The organism is Bacteroides sp. AF25-38AC, from assembly GCF_003602995.1.
Classification (GTDB): Bacteria; Bacteroidota; Bacteroidia; order Bacteroidales; family Bacteroidaceae; genus Bacteroides; species Bacteroides uniformis.
The window spans coordinates 149,543-167,735 of sequence record NZ_QTMD01000004.1 but is presented as its reverse complement, the minus strand read 5'-3'; the positions used below and the strand labels follow the sequence as shown (position 1 = coordinate 167,735).

Genomic DNA, 18,193 nt, shown 5'->3' with positions numbered 1-18,193 from the left:
ATGGAAGAAGCTAAAGGTCAATCGATTTTAGATAAAATGCTCACTACATTTATCAATACGTTAGTGAAAGCAGCCGAAAATGAGGCTCAAACACATTTCGGCAAAAACCTTGAGGAGGTATTGAAGCATTTCATGGCAAAAGTGAATAGCGATTTTGAAAAACAATGCCTGCTTTGGTATTTTACAAAAAAAGGTCAAACTATGACCGTGTCGTCAGAAGTCTTTGAGCGGATTGCGAAAGCGGCTGTTGCCTCGCGTGCGGCAAGCGAGAAGCTGTTTCATGGCCCACAGAAGGTAATCATTAAAGGAAAGGTCTATTATTCCCAAACCATTTCTTTCTATGAGAATGATGAATTTGATTATGCCTTGGGCTGTGCGACAATCTTCTTTGATGAGGAGGGCGTTCCCGTAGGCCTGAAGGATATTTATGACTTTAACGAAGCAAAACATCGTGATACCAATGCCGAGAGTGACACCACATTTATGGCTAAATTTGAAAAAGCAAATTTAGCAAAGTCCTACGCCATACTTTATGGCATTAATGACTATGACCTTCATGACTGATGTGTTTCGTACCATATCGTCATGTATCATAGCATTATTCTGCTGTCTGTTACCAGTGTTCTCTATTACGGGGGAGCATCCGATACTGATTATCAGTTCCTATAACCCGGATGCTGGCCGTACTTCCGGCAACATCTCAGACTTTATGGAGGAGTTCCAACGTCTGGGCGGGACAAACACCATCGCATTGGAGAACATGAACTGCAAAAGCTTCTCCGAATCTCCCCTTTGGGAACGGAGGATGGCGGAGCTATTGTCCAAATACCGGGGCGATAACAGTCCGGCGCTGACCGTCCTTATAGGGCAGGAAGCTTGGGCAGCCTATCTATCTTTGCCCGACTCTATATGCGGCAATACTCCAGTCGTAAGTGCGTTGTCCAGTCGTAATGCCATATTGCTGCCGGGCGATACGGTCGACTTAAAGACCTGGATGCCCGAATCTGTCGACTTCTTCACGGATTTCCCCAGTTCGCCTATCAAGGCCGGCTTCGTTTATGAGTATGATGTGGAGGCCAACATCAATATGATAAAGCAGATGTATCCCGGCACCAAGAATATCGCTTTTGTCTCAGACAACAGTTATGGCGGCGTTGCCATGCAGGCCTATGTAGTGAAGGAGATGCAGAAGTTCCCGGAACTAAACCTGATTCTGCTGGACGGACGCGTCAATACCATATATACTATTTGTGACAGATTGCATGAGTTACCGGAAAATACAGCTATATTGATGGGGACATGGCGTGTGGACATGAACGATGGTTACTTCATGCGGAATGCAACCTACGCCATGATGGAAGCAGCTCCCACTTTGCCCACTTTCTCGCTCAGTTCCGTAGGCTTGGGATATTGGGCTGTGGCAGGTGTCGTTCCTGCCTACCGTGCTTTGGGCAAGGAGATGGCAAGACAGTCCTACCGCCTGCTGACCACCCCTCAGGATAGTGAGACCCATATGGAAATCATTCCGAATGAGACCATACTGGACGGTAAACTTGTGAAGGAAAAGAAACTGAATATCACCGGCCTTCCGCAGCCGGTAAAGATGCTGAACGTAACCCCTTCTTTCTACGAACAGTACAAGTATCATATCTGGTCGGTCGGTGCTGTTCTGTTGGTGCTGTTGGGCGGTTTGTTCGTTTCCCTTTACTTTTATTATCATACAAAGAAGTTGAAGGATGAACTGGAGGTATCCGAGGGTGCCTTGCGCGAAGCAAAGGACCGTGCCGAAGAATCCAGCCGTCTGAAGAGTGCTTTCCTTGCCAATATGAGCCACGAAATCCGTACTCCATTGAATGCGATTGTGGGCTTCTCGGACGTGCTGTCTGCCGGAGGAGCCTCGGAAGAAGAACAGCGTGGCTATTTCGAGATTATTAGGACCAACTCTGATTTGCTGCTTCGGTTGATTAATGACATATTGGATGTGTCCCGTTTGGAGGCCGACCGCGTCATCCTTTCTTTGGAGAGCTGCAATGTAGTGCAGATATGCCAGCAGGTAGTAGCTTCCGTGGCCCAGGCACGCAGGTCGACCAATCAATTCTTATTTGAGTGTGAACGTGAGGTAGTGGAGATGCGGACGGATGTGCAGCGTTTACAGCAGGTTGTGATAAATCTGCTTTCCAATGCGGACAAGTTTACAAAAGAAGGTACGATAACCTTGAAGCTGGAGCCGGATACGGCGGGGAATGTTGCAGTATTCTCGGTGACTGACACTGGTTGCGGCATTCCATTGGACAAACAGAAACGGGTGTTCGAACGTTTCGAGAAGCTGAACGAATATGTGCAGGGAACCGGCTTGGGCTTGTCCATCTGTAAGCTGACCGTTGAGAAGTGGGGCGGCGAGATTTGGATAGATCCTGCCTATACGGATGGAGCGCGGTTTATGTTTACCCATCCTATGAACTTATAAGAACCGACAAGAAATAAGGATATATAATGAAAAGATTTAGTTGTTTTTTTATCTGGATTTTTGTCCTGACAAGCATACTGCCTGCGCAGGAAAGAGAGGTGAAACTGAAAGTCGTACAGACCAGTGATATACACGGCAACTACTATCCCTACGACTTTATACGCCGCCGGGAGGCAACCGGCAGTCTGGCACGTGTGCATGCTTTGGTGCAAAAGGAACGTGTGGCTTATGGCGAAAACTTGATTCTTTTGGACAATGGCGACATTCTGCAGGGACAGCCCACAGCCTATTATTATAATTACATAGATACCGTTGCCCCTCATCTGGCAGCGGAGATGATGAATTTCATGGGGTATAATGCCGGCAATATGGGTAACCATGACGTAGAGACCGGCCGTACCGTTTTCGACCGTTGGGCAGGTGACTGCCGTTTTCCGATATTGGGTGCCAATATTGTGGATACTGCTACCGGAGAAACCCATTTCAAACCCTATGAGGTGCTGGAACGTGACGGAGTGAAAATTGTGGTTCTCGGTATGATAACTCCTGCCATCCCCGTATGGCTTTCAGAGAATCTGTGGAAAGGGCTGCGTTTCGACGATATGGAGGAGACTGCCCGCAAATGGATGAAGATTATCCGTGAGCAGGAAAAGCCTGATTTGGTTATCGGTATGTTCCATGCCGGCCAGGATGCCCAGCTGATGGGAGGCAAGTATCGCGAAAACGCTTCGGTGGAAGTGGCGTGCAACGTGCCGGGATTCGATATTGTCCTGATGGGGCACGACCATGCGCGCGAATGCAAGAGGGTGTGCAACATAGCCGGTGACTCGGTACTGGTGATGGACCCTGCCAGCAACGGTGTCGTTGTGAGTAATGTGGATATAACCTTGAAACTGCGTGATGGTAAAGTTATAGACAAGAAGATAGACGGCATACTGTCCGATACGCAAGACTACGGCGTCAGCGAAGAGTTCATGCAACGCTTTGCCCCCGAAAATGAAGCTGTGCAGAATTTTGTTTCCAAGAAGATAGGTTCCTTTACCGAGACCATCTCCACACGTCCTGCCTATTTCGGTTCTTCCGCTTTTATAGACCTTATCCACGAATTGCAGTTGGCAATCAGCGGAGCGGATATTTCTTTTGCGGCTCCTTTGTCCTATGATACGGAAATCCGTAAAGGAGACATTTTTGTGAACGATATGTTCAATCTGTATAAGTACGAAAATATGCTTTACACCATGCGTCTGACGGGGAAGGAGATACGCGATGCCTTGGAGATGTCGTATGATTTGTGGACCAATCGGATGAAGTCTCCGGACGACCATATCCTTCTCTTCCGTGAGAAGCGCCGCGAAGGTGCTACGGATAGGGCCTCATTCAAGAATTTCAGCTTCAACTTCGATTCTGCGGCAGGTATTATCTACACGGTGGATGTGACCAAGCCGGATGGGGAGAAGGTAGCCATTCTCAGTATGGCAGACGGTACCCCGTTCGATATGGATAAAATGTATAAGGTAGCGGTGAATTCTTATCGCGGAAACGGTGGCGGCGAATTGCTGACAAAGGGTTCCGGCATCTCGCAGGATGAATTGAAGGAGCGCATCATCCACTCTACGGATAAGGACTTACGCTATTATCTGATGCAGTACATCGAGCGAAAGAAGGTGATTGAACCGCGTGCGCTGAATCAGTGGAAGTTTATTCCCGAAGAATGGGTGGCTCCGGCTTCCATGCGTGATTATGAGTTCTTGTTTGGCAAAGTTAAAGAATAATTCACTATCTTTGCGGCTCAGAATCTATAATGTAAGTTTTTGGACGTGAAGCAGAAGAAAAAAAATATAGGCGCATTGAGCTTGCTGGTACTGTTTATCATGTACCAGGCAAGCATCACCGCGTTCACTCACGTCCATTATGTGAATGGGGTGATGATAACGCACTCGCACCCTTTTCATGGCACACACTCTCACTCCCAGACTTCCCTTCTGGTCATCGGGCATTTGTCGGCATTCTACTCTTCCGGGGTGGATGTGTATGAGGTTCAGCACCCGATGCGTCCTTTGCTGGCCATGCTCAGAGCCAAACCGGCAACACCTACTGTTAAGGGGGAAGTGATACGTACCCTTTCCCTTCGCGCTCCTCCCGCTCTTTTTTCATAGTCATTAGGTTTAAAAACGCCTGGATTTTTTGTATGTAGATACCAGGCATTTTAGTCTCGAAGTCCGGCATTTCAGTGAACGAAGTGCGGCATCTCGGATGATTATCTTTTTTCAGACTTGAATTATTTTTTTTATTTAGAGCGCTAATTTGATGAAACAATACATTTTGGCGTTGGTACTTGCAGTGGTAAGTGCCAGCGTAGCTTTTGCCGTAAATCCTATAAAAGAAGGCAATATGATTTCCGGCCATGTGATAGTGAAAGGTACGGAGGAAAATATACCGTATGCCACGGTTTTGATTATCGGCAGTGGTCAGGGAACGGTTTCCAATGAAGAAGGACAATTTGAGTTCCGCAAGCTTCCGGCGGGAAAATACAAGCTCCGTGTGTCGGCAGTGGGTTACAAGACCCAAGAGAAGGAGGTGACGGTGAGCAAGGACTTTACTGCCGTCATACATTTCCCGATGGAAGAGGAGAGTTTCATGACCGATGAAGTGGTGGTATCCGCCAACCGCAACGAGGTAAGCCGCAAGGCAGCTCCGGTAGTTGTAAATGTGATGAGTACCAAATTGTTCGAGATGGTCAACTCCACCGACCTTGCCAAGACACTGAACTACCAATCGGGCTTGCGTGTGGAGAACAACTGCCAGAACTGTGGTTTCCCCCAGGTGCGCATCAATGGCTTGGAAGGTCCGTATTCGCAGATATTGATAAACAGCCGTCCCATCATCAGTGCATTGAGCGGTGTGTACGGATTGGAGCAAATCCCCGTGAACATGATTGAACGGGTAGAAGTGGTGCGTGGCGGAGGCTCTGCCTTGTTTGGGGCCAATGCTGTGGGAGGAACTATCAATATTATAACCAAAGACCCCATCAACAATTCCTTTCAGGTATCGAGCATGTTCTCCAATATGGACGGCAAGTCCTGGGAGCAATATATGGGTGGCAATGTGTCGCTGGTTGCCAAAGATAACTCTTACGGCATTGCCTTTTATGAGAGTTACCGCAACCGCAACCCCTACGACCGCGATGGCGATGGCTTTTCCGAGCTGGGCAAGCTGAACATGAATACTTTCGGCTTCCGCGCCTATTACCGTCCTACGCATTTCAGCCGCATCAATCTGGAATACCATACCACCAACGAACTTCGTCGCGGAGGCAACAAATTCGATTTGCAGCCGCACGAGACGGACATCACCGAGCAGACCAAGCATATCATCAATAGCGGAGGCGTGAGTTATGATTTGTTCTGGAAAGAGTACAAGCATAAGATTTCGGCTTACACCTCCATCCAGCACACCGACCGCAACAGCTACTATGGTGCCCAAAAGAACATGAATGCCTACGGCAAGACGAAAGACCTGACCTGGGTTGCCGGCGGCATGTATGTGGGCAATATGGACAACTGCTTCTTTGCCCCCGCCACCTTCACCGGCGGACTGGAATATCAGAACAACTCCCTGCACGACATCATGACCGGCTATCATCGTGACATGGAGCAGGATGTCCGCATTGCCAGCGCCTTCGTGCAGAATGAGTGGAAGATGAACGTACTGACCATGCTGGTCGGCGCCCGCCTGGACAAACACAACCTGATAGACAAGCTTATTTTCAGCCCCCGCGTCAACCTGCTCTACAAGCCGGCAGATGATTTTCAGGCACGCTTGACTTACTCTACCGGTTTCCGCGCTCCGCAGGCATACGATGAGGACTTGCACGTGACGGCAGTAGGCGGCAAGGGAGTCCAAATCAAACTCGCCGATAACCTGAGTGAAGAACGCTCCAACAGTTACAGCGGTTCGGTGGACTGGACCGCCCATCTGGGTCACTGGCAGGCAAACATCCTGGTGGAGGGTTTCTATACAGACCTGCGCCACGTCTTTGTGCTCGAAGATATCGGCAAGAACGAAGTAGGGGATGTCATCAAGGAGCGCCGCAACGGAAACGGCGCACGCGTATACGGTGCCAATCTGGATGCGAAGATTGCCCACGGCAAGGAGGCGCAGTTCCAGCTCGGCTTCACGGCGCAGCGCAGCCGCTACACCCATGAAGAAGCCTGGACAAAGGTGGACGGCAAAGACCTTACCACCAAGCGCATGCCCCGTACACCGGACTATTACGGGTACTTCACTTTCTCCTCGGCACCGGTGAAGAATTTCGACTTCTCCCTTTCCGGCACTTATACGGGAAAGATGATTGTGCCGCACTACGCACCGGAAGATGCTCCCGAGGGTGCCTTCTGCAATATCACCTCGGACCGCATGGAGCATACCCCCCAATTCCTGGACCTGAATGTGAAGCTGAACTACACCTTTGTGCTTCACGACCATATCAAGCTTCAGTTGAATACGGGTGTACAGAATATCTTCAACAGTTTCCAGAAAGACCTGGATAAAGGGGAATTCCGCGATGCGGGCTATTTCTACGGACCTACGCAGCCGAGAACCTTCTTTGTCGGCTTCAAGATAATGAACTAAAAGTTTCCATTTAAGGATTTTTAGAGCTAAATTCCGCAAAATAGTCCTACATTTGTCGCCAAAGCACAAAAACCATGGATACTAAGAGAATACGAAATGTAGATATTTCCCAGATACATCATTTGCCGATGATCGATTTCATCGGCAATGATTTTGCTATTTTTGATGACATCAAGGACATGTCTTTGAGCTCTTATCCCACCCGTTTGAATGCTGCTTGCCTGACTGTCTGCCTGAAAGGGTGGTGCAAACTGGAACTCAACTTGCAGCAATGTGAAATGCGGGAAGGTATGTTGGGTATTATCCTTCCCGACCAGATTGTTCTGCAAGGAGAACGCTCCGATGACTTTGCCGGACTTTTCATTGCCGTCTCAAAAGATTTTATGGATATGGTGATACCCACCATGCAACAGCTTTTCCCCATGTTCTTCATGATTAAGGAACGGCCTTTCGTCCACATCACTCCGGAGGAATCCCAATCATTCCAGGAGTATCACTCTTTCCTCTGGAGCAAGGTGAAGCTGAAGGACAATCCTTTCCGTAAGGAAATCACCCAGGGATTGCTGCTGGCACTGTTCTATGAGATATACAACATCTATCAAGGGCATGCCGTTCAGGAGCGCATACCCAAAAGCAGGAAGGAAGACTTGTTCGAACGCTTTATCCGTGCCGTTTCAGAGTCCTATAAGGAAGAGCGAAGTGTGTCCTATTATGCCGATAAGATGTTCCTCACCGCCAAGCACCTTTCCACCGTAGTGAAGGAAATCAGCGGAAAGACGGCAGGCGAATGGATTGACAGTCTCGTCGTTTTGGAAGCCAAAGCCTTGTTGAAGTCTTCCGAGCTGAGCATTCAGGAAATTGCAGACGAGCTGCATTTTGCCAACCAGTCCTTCTTTGGTAAGTATTTCAAGCATCACACCGGTATGTCACCTAAAGAATATCGCCGGCAATAGGTTCAATGTGACGGAATAATGTTTATTTTTGCGGTAAAGATTTACCCCCAAAATAAACTATCATGGAAAAAAGAGAAATTGACCTTACTGTTTCCTGCTATGGAAAGGTGAAAGGAGTGAAGTATGACGTTGTCATCTTGCCGTGGGGAGCTACGGAGCCCCATAATCTGCATCTGCCTTATCTCACTGATTGTATTTTGCCGCATGACATTGCTGTAGACGCGGCTGCGCTGGCTTTGCAGAATTCCGGTGTACGCTGCATGGTGATGCCTCCCGTACCTTTCGGTGCACACAATCCGGGGCAGCGCGAACTTCCGTTCTGCATTCATACGCGCTACTCCACCCAGCAGGCCATTCTGGAAGACATAGTTGCCTCCCTCTATGCACAAGGCATGCGTAAGCTGATTATTCTCAGCGGTCATGGCGGCAACAACTTCAAGGGAATGATTCGTGACCTGGCGTTTGTGTATCCCGATTTTCTGATTATCGCTGTCGACTGGTTCAGCATCGTCCCTCCCAAAGACTACTTTGAGGCTGTTGTCGACGACCATGCCGGCGAGTCTGAGACTTCCGTTATGATGCATTACCATCCCGAGCTGGTGAATTTGGCTGAGGCCGGTGACGGGGAATCCAAACCGTTTGCCATTCCTTCCTTGAATGAAAAGGTTGGCTGGGCTCCTCGCCATTGGGATAAGGCTACAGTCGACAGCGGGGTAGGGAACCCCAAAAAAGCTTCTGCCGAGAAAGGAGAACGTTATATGAAACCGGTGGTGGAGAAGTTGTCGAAGCTCTTTACGGAAGTCGGTCAAGGAAGTCTGTATTGATGTACTTGGCTTCCGGCTATATATAAAAATAGGCAATAACCATTGTGGATATTGCCTATTTTTTTAGTGCACCCTAAAAACTAATCTCTTTACTCTTATAAAAACTAATCTTTCTCTATTTCGAGTACAAAATTAGAAGGTTTTTGCGGGTTATGAATTGACATAAGTCAAAAATCTCATTCGGATATTATTTTTTCAAACGTGCCCAAAAGCCCTTCTTTTTCTGCCGGACCGGTTCACTGTTTTCGCGGAACAGTTCTTCGTAGGTCACTCCGTCATGTATCATGCGGTAGATGCTTCCCCAGTCAGGCAGTCCACCTAGGTTGCGGTCATCGATAAAGAGATCGGCTTTTACTTTGCGTGAAAAACCGGTGTGTGCGATGTCTTCTTCCGGATAGTCCCGGTTGACGGCATAGAATTCCACACCCCGTTCCCTGCACCATTCCACAGCTTCCTCCAGGAGCTTCCCTTCACGTACCGACCATAAAATCAGCCGGTGACGCTCGTTTATCAGCATCTTCAGCGTAGCGGTGGCAAAGGGAATTTCTTCTCCTATCTGGGGATAGCGGTGTTCTACAATGGTACCGTCAAAATCAACGGCTATGGTCATAAATGAATAGTTTTTATTGGTTTCAGACTGCGGAGAAAATTATCCTTGACCGCCTGTGGTGCCGCCAGAGTGCTGGCTGACCGGATTGTTTGAATATTCTTCCTGATGTCCCGTGTAGCTTTTCAGCTCTACTTTTACGTCTTTGCTCTGGTTGCCTACCACTACTTTAAAGGTATATGTTTTCACGCGTACCATACGCTTGCTGCCATACAGCAGTACATGGTTGCCACTGACACTTGCAGTCAGCTTTTGTTCAATTTCATAAGAACCGTTCGTACCTCCCTCTTCAGTTTCAATGTAGTTGTTGATGTATGTGGCCAGTGCATCGGATGCTCCTGCAGCTTTCAGCGCTTCAGCCGGAGAAACGGTATAGTCCCATCCGTTCTTGATTTTAAGGGTCAGGATGATGTTTTCCAGTGCATCGTAATCTCTGTTCTCAATCTTGATTACCTCGGCTTTTCCATTCACTTCGTTGTAGCCGTCTGCTACACTGGCGGCAGCTTGTTTGGTAAATTTCACTCTAGGTGAATATTTGCCGGCTATCTTCTCGCCTTGCGGAATGGTAATGATGTAATTGTTATTGTTGAATCCTACGGTTTTAGCAGCGGCTCTGGTTGCAGGCGCCTCGCTGGATTCCACTTCCATGTTTTCCGGATCAAAATAGCCCAGGTTGGCATCAGTCGACGGATTGGGAATGGCAATGATGATATCTTCCTTGGCAACAGCGTCAGCCGGCTCTGTCTTGATGGCTACGTTATTTACAGAAGCCTTTGATGCTTCCGGTTGTGTGGAAGTTGCCGGATTGGCCTCACGTGCCTCTTCAAACACGACGGCTGCAATCTTGGTGTTTTCTTCCGTACCTCCGGTGGGTATGTTGATGGCGGCGGCATTCTCCTTTTCCGGATTTTCTATTTTCGGAGCCTCAATGGTGCTTCCGTCAGCCTCCTGCATTTCGCCGAATTCTATGGTTGTTGACATTTTTACATTTACCACCATCAGGCTGTGGTTGGCTGTTCCGTCTGTAAATTCTGCTGTGGCCTCGTAGTCATCATGTCCTTCAGCTGTTACGGTGAGCGTGTAGATGCCGGTTTTGTTCACAGTCAGTGAGTATACGCCTTTTGCATCGGTTGTGGCAGAGTATTCGCCGCTTTTTACGGTGGCTCCTGCCAATGGACCGTTGGCATCGGTAATGGTACCTGCAATGTAGTAGGCTGTTTGACTTCTCAGCGGGTCTTCCACTTCTTCATATTTCTTGTCGTCATCGTGGCAAGATGTAAGGACTGTTGTGCTGAAGGTCATTGCAAACATCAATGCACCTCCTAAAAATAAACTTTTCTTTTTCATAATTTTCGTCATTTGATAAAACTAATCTGTTTAAATTATACTTATTTCGATTTTTCTTTTTGCAGTTCCTTTATAAGGAAATAGCGTATATAGTCCGGCTGGTAGAAGTTGCTGCTTCGGTTTTCGTTAGGGCGTGTACTGTAACTTTTTCCCAGTTGTTTTTCTATGTACTCTCCATCTGCCACCATGCCGTATGCCCATGCAAAGTAGTCAGCCGGTTTTACTCTGAAGAATCCTTTTCTACTCCATTTTTTTCCCGGCAGGGGGATGGCAAAATGAAATCCTCCGTTTATCTCTCCGTCTGTACAAAGGGCATACAAGCCGATGGCATACTCTCCGAAGTGCCGCGTACAGTCTCCTCTCACTCCATAATCACCGTAAATATATCTTCCTGCTTTCAAGTCGAACTGCAAGTTGAGGCGTGGTTCGTAGTACGAAGCATTCAGTGAGGCATTGATACGCTGTTTTCTGCCTATATACCAGCCGTCTTCCCGGGTGATGGCGGAGAAACCGGTGGAGCCTGCCGTTCCGCCCAGTTCCCAACGTCCGTTGTTGGTGCGGTATTTTATTTCCAGTTGTGCACCATATCTGTTGTTGGTGAAGTTACCCACCGTCATTTTCCCGAAGATGTTGTGCCTGAAGCGTACATCCTGCGATAGAGCTATGATTCCCGGTCTTATCCGTTTCATCTCTCCACTCAGATTGGTGGCTACGGGCAGTATCACTTGTGCGGTCATTTTCCCACCTTTCCATAGAGCCATTTCCACTGCCGGATTCAGGTTGATGGCATATGTATACAGTTCGTCAAACGTATTGTTCTCCAAAAACAAATCGGGGTATATCACCAAATCCATCTTCCAGGCAGACGGCACTTCTTCCTGACCGGCATTTTTCAATGCCTTCATGGCAGGATCCGTATCTACTGTAATCCCCATTTGCTGATATACTTGTGTCAGGTTGATTTCCCCGTTTCTGTATGCTTCCGTCAATGTATCCGGCAGATTGATGCAAAGCCTGGGAATCCGGTTTTCCAGTACCACCAATTGCAAATCGCCCTTCGTCTTGCTTCCCAAGCAGGCATCTATGGCTTTGCCCACTCCGGTGTAGGTACTTCTATATACGTTGTTCTCAAAACTTACAGTGGTCATTCCCGGTGTCTGTGCACATCGGATGTTTTCCATTCCGATAGCTTTCAAGCTCTCTGTCACTTGGGCATCCACCGTTGCAGAAATACTACAGAACCATACTGCCAGTATCCACTTCAAACCGCTTTTTCTCTTGTTTTTCATCCTACTCTCCAATCCCTAATCCTTCATCCCTTATCTCTCTCTTAGTGCAACAACCTGCATTCATACCGTATTCCTCCCGATATGCTGTTGAATTCTCTGGTAAACACATGGATGGAGAGATGCCTCCATAATCTGGCGGCGGCTCCCACATTGAAACCTTCCGAATCATATTCGGCCATGACAGTCATTTCCCGGCAGAAAGCAGGGGAGTAGCTGATGCCTCCGAAGGGACCATCCTTTATGCTATGGTCGTTCAGTGGGAAATAGTAACCGGCAGTCAGTGCAAGCCTATCTCCTTTTGCAATAGAGAACCCTTTAGTTAATGCACCATATACAGTAGCAAAATAGTTTATTCCCGTATTTTTGAAAGGATCATCTACACCAAGTAATAAGCTTGGATGAAATTTACCTTCTTTAAGTGGACGTACACGTGCAGTCATAGATCGATCCTGATGGAAATATCCTTCTTTCCCATCGTAACGTTTAGCTTTTTGTAGCGTACACCGATAACTCAATTCCAGGAAGGATAAGAATGTGATGTTAACGAAATAATTTCCAGTGTTGAAGTTAAACGGTGTCATGCCGTTCGGAAGATAATTGCCGCCCCCCATAAAAGTACCGGTCTCCTGCATATCTGCTGTCGGGATGTTCAGCAGTCCGGTGTTGCCCATGGAATATTGGGCCTGCACTCCCATGCTGCAACCAAGCAGTAGTAGGAGCAGGCACCATTTTCTCATTTTCGTTTTCAGCATGTCTGGGAAGTGTTTTCACCATCCATTTGTGCCCTCATATAGAGCTTCTTCACAAATGCCATGTCATGTGTCACCATGATTTTCACCAGTTCTTCAAAAGAAGTCTTGCGTGGATTCCAACCCAGCAGTGTCTTGGCTTTGGTCGGGTCACCCAGCAGTTGTTCCACTTCGGCAGGACGGAAGTATTTGGGATCCACTTCCACCAGCACTTTACCGGTTTTGGTATCAATGCCCTTTTCATTCACGCCTTCTCCTTCCCAACGTAGTTCCACACCGGTTTCATTGAAGGCAAGTGTAGTGAAATCACGTACGGTATGATATTCTCCGGTAGCTATGACAAAATCCTCCGGAGTGTCGTGCTGCAGAATCAGCCACATGCACTCCACGTAATCTTTGGCATATCCCCAGTCGCGCAGCGAATTCAAGTTACCCAGATATAACTTGTCCTGATACCCTTGGGCTATACGTGCAGCTGCCAGTGTAATTTTGCGTGTCACGAAGGTTTCTCCGCGCCGTTCGCTTTCGTGGTTGAAGAGAATGCCGTTTACGGCGAACATGCCGTAGCTTTCCCGGTAATTCTTCGTAATCCAGAAGCCATATTGCTTGGCCACACCATATGGACTGCGTGGGTAGAACGGGGTTGTCTCTTTCTGTGGTACCTCCTGCACCAGACCGAACAGTTCGGAAGTCGAAGCCTGATAGATTTTCGTTTTTTTCTCCAGTCCCAGGATACGTACTGCTTCCAGCATACGCAGGGTGCCTACGGCATCTGCTTCCGCAGTATACTCCGGCACATCGAATGATACTTTCACATGGCTTTGTGCCGCCAGATTGTAGATTTCGTCCGGCTGTACCTGCTGTATGATGCGGATAAGCGAGCTGCTGTCCGTCATGTCCCCGTAGTGCAGGTTTACGAGACGGTTCTTCTTCATGTCCCGTACCCATTCATCCAGATAGAGATGTTCTATGCGTCCGGTGTTGAACGATGACGAACGGCGCAGAATGCCGTGTACTTCATATCCTTTTTCAATTAAGAACTCGGCTAGGAACGATCCATCCTGACCGGTGATGCCTGAAATCAATGCTATTTTCTTATCCATGATTCGGGTTTTAAAATCAGTTTTTATTTATGTTATGATGTAAATTTCTCTTTTGTGATATTCCATAAGAATAAGCAGTTCCCGATGATATATCTTCTCCACATTCTTTTGGGTTCCTTTATCAGCCGGTACAGCCATTCCAACCCGTGTTCCTGCCACCATACGGGAGCACGTTGCACGTTTTCGGCAAAGAAGTCGAACACAGCGCCAATAGTACCGATGGGACCGTTTACCTCCAGTTCTTTCAGGTGTGTATAAGTCCATTTCTCTTGTTTGGGAGCGGTCATGCCCACCCAGAGCAAATCCGGCTGTGCCCGGTTTACGGCGGCTATCATGGCTTGATTGTCTTCTTGGGTGAATTCCGGCTTGTAGGGTGGGGAATAGGTTTCTACCCGGATATTGGGATATAACCGGACAGCTTTTACCTTTATTTTCCTCAAGGTGTCTTCGCTACTTCCCAGAAAGAAGCAGGTTCCTCCTTTCCGGTTCAGCTTATCCATTTCGTACAGAAACAAGTCCCATCCCGCTGTGCGCTCTATCTTCTCATGTCTCAGGAGTTTGAATGCCAGTACAATGCTTGCTCCGTCCGGAATCAATGCGTCTCCCCTCAGCAAAGCTTCTGCAAAGGCAGGATCTTTCAATGCTGTGTTATACGAGTGCGCATTGATGGTGTTAATCAGCAGTTTGCCTTCGGGCAATGCGTCAAGCTCACTTCTGTGTCCCAGAAGCGAAATTGTCTTTAACTTCAACATGTATAAAAGGAATGATAATTTTCCGCAGAGTACGCTACGCTATCGCCTGTCACATGGAAAGGTATTTTGAACAGAACGATGTAATCATGTATGAAAACTGCGCAAATGTAAAGATTATGTGTGTAATATACAAGAGGAATGTGAAAAATGTAATTTAGTTGGTCTGATGATTGATGCAGATACCTTTCAGATACCATTCGTACAAACGGTGTATTCCTTCGTCTATTTCTATTTTATGATGCCATCCCAGGTTATGCAGTTTGGTCACATCCGTCAGTTTACGCAGTGTGCCATCCGGTTTCGAGGCATCCCATCGCAGCTCACCTTTGAATCCTATTTCGGCTATAATCTTTTCAGCCACTTCCTTTATGCTGAGTTCCTTTCCTGTGCCCACATTGATGTGGCAGTTGCGTATTTCTTTACTGTCCGGAGCATATGTGTCTTTAAAGTCTACATTCAGCAGTACATGTACACTGGCATCTGCCATTTCTTCGCTCCATAGGAATTCACGCAACGGTTTGCCGGTTCCCCACAAGGTGACCGCTTCCGGGGTTATTCCGAAGTTGGCAAGCTCTGCCAGAATCTCCTCGTTGCTATAGCTGCCATTTACCCCTTTCACTGGACGCAGGTTGATGTCTTTGCGTACAGCATCCCAATCCCCTTCGTTGAGGCATTTGGCAAGGTAAATCTTGCGGATCATGGCAGGCAGTACATGGCTGTTTTCCAGGTGGAAGTTGTCGTTCGGTCCATATAGGTTGGTAGGCATCACGGCTATGTAATTGGTTCCGTATTGCAGGTTGAAGCTTTCACACATCTTCAGCCCGGCTATTTTGGCTATGGCATACGGCTCGTTGGTGTATTCCAGCGGAGAGGTCAGCAGCACTTCTTCCTTCATGGGCTGCGGAGCTTCACGCGGGTAGATGCAGGTGCTTCCCAAGAAGAGCAGCTTCTTTACTCCGTGACGGAAACTCTCGCCGATTACGTTCTGCTGGATTTGCAGATTCTGGTAGATAAAGTCCGCCCGGTATTGCAGGTTTGCCATAATGCCACCCACATGGGCGGCAGCCAGTACCACCGCTTCCGGTCGTTCTTCATCGAAGAATTTCTTTACGGCGGTTCCGTCCAGCAAATCCAGTTCTTTGTGTGAGCGTCCTACTAAGTTTGTGTAACCTCTTTGTTGCAGGTTGTTCCAGATGGCGGAACCTACTAAACCACGATGCCCTGCTATAAAAATCTTTGCATTTTTTTCTAACATGACTAATACCCTAGTTATAAAATTAATTTTTTCTATTTACTTCTTGTATGAAGCTATACATTCTTTTAAAATATCTTTCATCCGGTTCTCAAACTTTTCCAAAGTGAATTCCCTTTGAAATTTTTCTTTACCGGCTTTACCCATTTCAGCACATATCATGGGATGGTCTATTAAATATTCTATCTTTTCTGCCAGCTGTTGCGGACTATGTTTTTCCACGATAAATCCGGTTTTGCCTTCCTCTATGATACCGGGTATTCCTCCCTCGTTTGTGCTGATGCAGGGGAGGCTTTGTTCCATGGCTTCCAATAGCACCAATGGGAAACATTCATTATCGTAATAGGTAGGAAAAACAAATATATCGGCTTTTTGCAGAAATGCGTCTTTTTCATTATCATATTTTGCTCCATGGGCAAATACACATTCTTTAAGGTTCTGTTTGTTTATTACGTCTTTAAACCTATCTTCTGTAATATTACTCCATTTTCCTACAAAATGGCATTTTATAGGCTTTCCTTTTTTTTGTAATATCGCACACGCTTCTACTAAATCCCATACACCTTTTTCTTTTATCATATTTGACAAAAATAGAATGTTAAATTCTTTTTGAGGAGCTGTAGGTAGATTTTCATGGGTAGGTATTCCATTGGGGCAGATATAAACGTCTTTGTAATTTACGTATTTCTTTATGTCTTGATATAAATTTTCTATCAATAGAATAACTTTCAGATTTTTGAAAAAAGTGCTATATAATAGATTATCAAAATATCTATTTTGTCTGGTAGCTATGCCTTTGTTGTGATAATGTACAACGATGTTTTGTCTCATCATTTTTAAAAGCATAACTACAAAAAAATCTTTGTAGAAAGCACCACCTTTTGCGTTAGGAGTTACATAACAAAGTTGTGGCACTATTAATTTTGTTTGTTTCCTAATTTGTTTTAGTTGCTTATAGAACTCTTTCAGTTTTCTTATTCCTCCTTTACCAATATCATCCAGATCTTTTGCTAATGCAAGATTTAGATAATGACATTCAAAGGCATTATTTATAATTTTACTGTCATGTATGTATTTTCCTACCATGGATGCACCATGTACTGGTGGAGGCATGTGGAGGATAAATAGGACTTTGCTATATTTTGTAGATTTGTTCATATTCAAATTGCATTTTTTCTATAGAAAAATTTGTTTTCGCATACCCGTATGCTATGCTTGCGTATTCCTCATAATACGTTGTGTCTTCTAAGGATAAAATTAGTCTGATAAAATCATCCACTTTGTTGTCATTTACTTTTAAAGGCCATGTTTCAGGCAATGTGTCTTTTAAACCGGGGCAGCTATTGATAATGGTCGGCGTGTGTGCCAAACTTGCCTCGATAGGCATTAAGGCAAGGCCTTCGTGATTTGAGGGCATAAATAAATAATCAAAATCTCCTATGTATTGGTTCAGTCCGAAAATCTTGTCATAAAGAGATGCATTAGATAGTGGCTCTAAAGCCTTGTGTACTTTCTCTTTCATTGAGCCATTTCCCACAACGTGAAAGTAAAACTTAGGATTGTCTTTTAATGCTTTTACGACTTCTATCAGCTGATCTACTCCTTTTTGATATTCCAATCTGCCGGCAAATAAGATATTTATTTTGTCCGCTATGATGTGGTTGAATTTTTTCTGTTCTACAGATTGCAATCCATTGAATATGATTTGTGGTGTCTCTCCATAAATATGCTGATAACATTGTTGTGTTGACTCGCTGATGGCTATATTGGCATGCTTTTTAGAATAAAAATATTCAACTTTTTTGCCTATTTGGGCCCATTGATTCCATAGCTCTGTGTTGTGGATTGTTCGTACATATTTTATGGATGGAAACATCCAACCGAATATTTTGTTCCATAAGTATATGCTGAGGTCTGGAATTTCTGTATGTGTATGGATTACTTGTGGTTTCCATTTTAGTGACAGATATACAAACCATAGAGGAAACAATAAAATAGCGATTTTATTGTTTGTAATATGCGAACGGTGGAAACAAATACCGCAATCATGCAGTCCTTTAATGAAAGCCTGGCTGAATTCTCCGTTTCCACGTACTACTTCCACAAGATGATATTCCATCCCTGTAGTTTGTGACTTGGCAATGTTGACAGCTACTCTTTCTGCCCCTCCTATATCAAAATGAGTGATAATGTGGAATATACGCATATATTAGTAGTT

16 protein-coding genes are annotated in these 18,193 nt (G+C 46.2%); 7 read left to right on the top strand and 9 right to left on the bottom strand.

Features of this window, described 5'->3' with window-relative positions; genetic code table 11:
* From DWY55_RS04380 to DWY55_RS04350, 7 genes are all read left to right on the top strand, one after another.
* Positions 1 to 564, top strand: coding sequence for a hypothetical protein (locus DWY55_RS04380; RefSeq protein ID WP_008663017.1), 564 nt, complete (start codon positions 1 to 3; stop codon positions 562 to 564).
* Positions 557 to 2,467, top strand: coding sequence for a sensor histidine kinase (locus tag DWY55_RS04375; protein ID WP_117879112.1), 1,911 nt, complete (start codon positions 557 to 559; stop codon positions 2,465 to 2,467). The genes DWY55_RS04380 and DWY55_RS04375 overlap by 8 nt, the downstream gene beginning before the upstream one ends.
* A gap of 26 nt (positions 2,468 to 2,493) precedes the next feature.
* Entirely contained in the window at positions 2,494 to 4,239 is a 1,746-nt protein-coding gene (locus DWY55_RS04370) for a bifunctional metallophosphatase/5'-nucleotidase (RefSeq protein WP_117879111.1), read from the top strand.
* Between the two features lie 45 nt (positions 4,240 to 4,284).
* Positions 4,285 to 4,623 (top strand): hypothetical protein, encoded by a 339-nt coding sequence (locus DWY55_RS04365; RefSeq protein WP_005836100.1) that lies wholly within the window; start codon positions 4,285 to 4,287, stop codon positions 4,621 to 4,623.
* Positions 4,624 to 4,774: 151 nt separating this feature from the next.
* Positions 4,775 to 7,099, top strand: coding sequence for a TonB-dependent receptor (locus tag DWY55_RS04360; RefSeq protein ID WP_035448079.1), 2,325 nt, complete (start codon positions 4,775 to 4,777; stop codon positions 7,097 to 7,099).
* Positions 7,100 to 7,173: 74 nt separating this feature from the next.
* Positions 7,174 to 8,052 carry a helix-turn-helix domain-containing protein gene (locus DWY55_RS04355; protein WP_009036861.1) on the top strand — a complete coding sequence of 293 codons (879 nt, stop codon included), beginning with the start codon at positions 7,174 to 7,176 and terminating at the stop codon, positions 8,050 to 8,052.
* Between the two features lie 62 nt (positions 8,053 to 8,114).
* On the top strand, positions 8,115 to 8,876 hold the full coding sequence (locus DWY55_RS04350) for a creatininase family protein (RefSeq protein WP_117589195.1): 762 nt from the start codon (positions 8,115 to 8,117) through the stop codon (positions 8,874 to 8,876).
* 187 nt (positions 8,877 to 9,063) lie between these two features.
* Here the strand turns inward: DWY55_RS04350 and DWY55_RS04345 are convergent, their stop codons facing one another.
* The 9 genes from DWY55_RS04345 to DWY55_RS04305 all read right to left on the bottom strand — a co-directional run bounded on the left by DWY55_RS04345 (position 9,064) and on the right by DWY55_RS04305 (position 18,181).
* Complete coding sequence (locus DWY55_RS04345; protein WP_035448084.1) at positions 9,064 to 9,486, bottom strand: BT0820 family HAD-type phosphatase; 423 nt, start codon at positions 9,484 to 9,486, stop codon at positions 9,064 to 9,066.
* Positions 9,487 to 9,525: 39 nt separating this feature from the next.
* Positions 9,526 to 10,830, bottom strand: coding sequence for a carboxypeptidase-like regulatory domain-containing protein (locus tag DWY55_RS04340; RefSeq protein ID WP_181986326.1), 1,305 nt, complete (start codon positions 10,828 to 10,830; stop codon positions 9,526 to 9,528).
* A 41-nt stretch (positions 10,831 to 10,871) separates the two neighbouring features.
* Entirely contained in the window at positions 10,872 to 12,119 is a 1,248-nt protein-coding gene (locus DWY55_RS04335; protein ID WP_117589196.1) for a YjbH domain-containing protein, read from the bottom strand.
* Positions 12,120 to 12,160: 41 nt separating this feature from the next.
* Positions 12,161 to 12,871, bottom strand: coding sequence for a YjbH domain-containing protein (locus DWY55_RS04330; RefSeq protein WP_057088217.1), 711 nt, complete (start codon positions 12,869 to 12,871; stop codon positions 12,161 to 12,163).
* The gene (gene gmd / locus DWY55_RS04325; protein ID WP_057088219.1) at positions 12,865 to 13,971 is read right to left on the bottom strand and encodes a GDP-mannose 4,6-dehydratase; all 1,107 of its coding nucleotides are present in this window, start codon (positions 13,969 to 13,971) and stop codon (positions 12,865 to 12,867) included. Before gmd ends, DWY55_RS04330 begins: the two co-directional genes overlap by 7 nt.
* 32 nt (positions 13,972 to 14,003) lie before the next feature.
* A complete protein-coding gene (locus DWY55_RS04320; RefSeq protein ID WP_117589197.1) occupies positions 14,004 to 14,723 on the bottom strand; it encodes a WecB/TagA/CpsF family glycosyltransferase in 720 nt (239 codons plus the stop codon).
* Positions 14,724 to 14,877: 154 nt separating this feature from the next.
* On the bottom strand, positions 14,878 to 15,978 hold the full coding sequence (locus DWY55_RS04315) for a GDP-L-fucose synthase family protein (protein WP_117879109.1): 1,101 nt from the start codon (positions 15,976 to 15,978) through the stop codon (positions 14,878 to 14,880).
* 36 nt (positions 15,979 to 16,014) lie between these two features.
* Positions 16,015 to 17,133 (bottom strand): glycosyltransferase family 4 protein, encoded by a 1,119-nt coding sequence (locus DWY55_RS04310; protein ID WP_005827975.1) that lies wholly within the window; start codon positions 17,131 to 17,133, stop codon positions 16,015 to 16,017.
* Positions 17,111 to 18,181, bottom strand: coding sequence for a glycosyltransferase family 4 protein (locus DWY55_RS04305; protein ID WP_117879108.1), 1,071 nt, complete (start codon positions 18,179 to 18,181; stop codon positions 17,111 to 17,113). The genes DWY55_RS04310 and DWY55_RS04305 overlap by 23 nt, the downstream gene beginning before the upstream one ends.
* Positions 18,182 to 18,193: the final 12 nt, after the last annotated feature.